Annotated in this window: 1 protein-coding gene; it reads left to right on the forward strand. The window is 68.4% G+C overall.

What is annotated here, in order from left to right:
- Positions 1 to 1045, forward strand: a 1045-nt coding sequence (locus BFN01_RS01055) for an aldehyde dehydrogenase family protein (RefSeq protein WP_071640628.1), incomplete at its 5' end; no start/stop codon positions are given.
- Positions 1046 to 1155 lie beyond the last annotated feature (110 nt).

A 1155-nucleotide genomic window follows, 5' to 3' on the forward strand; every position in this document is an offset into this window, starting at 1 on the left:
CGCCGCCGGGCACACCTCATACGTGCGTCGTGAGCCGATCGGGGTGATCGGTCAGGTCACCCCTTGGAACTACCCGCTGAACATGGCGGTGTGGAAGATCGCCCCCGCGCTCGCCGCCGGCAACACGGTCGTGCTCAAGCCCGCCGAGTCGACCCCGCTGTCGACCCTGCTGCTCGCCGAGATCGTCGCCGAGCACACTCCCGCCGGCACGCTGAACGTCGTGCTGGGCGGGCGCGAGACGGGGGCGGCGCTCGTCGCGCATCCCGTGCCGCAGATGGTCGCCATCACCGGATCGGTGCGGGCGGGCATGGCGGTCGCCGCGTCGGCGGCATCCGACCTGAAGCGCGTCCACCTCGAACTCGGCGGAAAGGCGCCCGCCGTCGTGTTCGACGACGCGTCGATCGAGAAGGCCGTGGAGGCCATCGTCACCGCCGCGTTCTTCAACGCCGGCCAGGACTGCACCGCGGCCACCCGCGTGATCGCGCACTCGTCTGTGCACGACGAGCTGGTGAGGGCACTGGTGGCGCGCACGAAGACCCACGCCCGCACCGGCGCGCCGCACGAGGACGGCGTGCTGTTCGGTCCGCTCTCCAGCGCGGCGCAGCTCGCACAGGTGCAGGGCTTCATCGACCGGCTGCCCGCGCACGCCACGATCGAGACCGGCGGACGCCGCCAAGGCGAGACGGGGTACTTCTTCGAGCCGACGATCGTGTCGGGCATGCGGCAGGACGACGAGGCGGTGCAGAACGAGGTGTTCGGTCCCGTGCTCACCGTGCAGGCGTTCGACACCGACGACGAAGCCCTCGCCATGGCGAACGGGGTGCGCTACGCGCTCGCCGCGTCGATCTTCACCCGCGATCACGGCAGGGCGATGCGCTTCACCCGCGACCTCGACTTCGGCTGCGTGTGGGTGAACACGCACATCCCGTTCGTGTCGGACATGCCGCACGGCGGCTTCAAGCACTCCGGCTACGGCAAGGACCTCTCGCAGTACGGCTTCGACGAGTACACGCGCATCAAGCACGTGATGACCGCGCTCGACTGACGCCGGCCGCACCGTTCCTTCGAATCGCTTGACTCTGTCTCTTATACACATCTCCGAGCCCACGAGACGCGGAGTAATCTCGGATGCCGGCTTCTGCTTGAAAAAAAAAA

It is taken from the genome of Microbacterium sp. AR7-10 (assembly GCF_001878835.1).
Taxonomy (GTDB): Bacteria; Actinomycetota; Actinomycetes; order Actinomycetales; family Microbacteriaceae; genus Microbacterium; species Microbacterium commune.